Below are 204 nucleotides of genomic sequence, written 5' to 3'. Positions count from 1 at the left end.
GCGCTGCTCGACCTGCTGACCAAGGCCGAGGTCACGGCGCTGGCCACGGCCATCGCCGAAGCGGGCTGCGCGGCGCTGCTGATGCTGTCGGTCACCGGCAAGGTGGAGCTCTCGCCCGCCGACCCGCTCGACCCGGCCATCTCGGCCGCGTTCAACGCCCACCAGCGGCGGCTCACCGGCGGACGGCGGCTGCTCGGCCCCACC

At 75.5% G+C, this 204-nt stretch carries 1 pseudogene; it reads left to right on the top strand.

The features are described from left to right. A pseudogene (locus tag G3I65_RS03060) lies at positions 1-204 on the top strand (SAM-dependent methyltransferase); the annotation flags it as partial.

Origin of the sequence: Amycolatopsis sp. SID8362, assembly GCF_010550475.1 — a bacterium.
Taxonomy (GTDB): domain Bacteria; phylum Actinomycetota; class Actinomycetes; order Mycobacteriales; family Pseudonocardiaceae; genus Amycolatopsis; species Amycolatopsis eburnea.
Note: the sequence above shows the minus strand (reverse complement) of the source record. Positions and strands in the feature narration are given on the sequence as shown.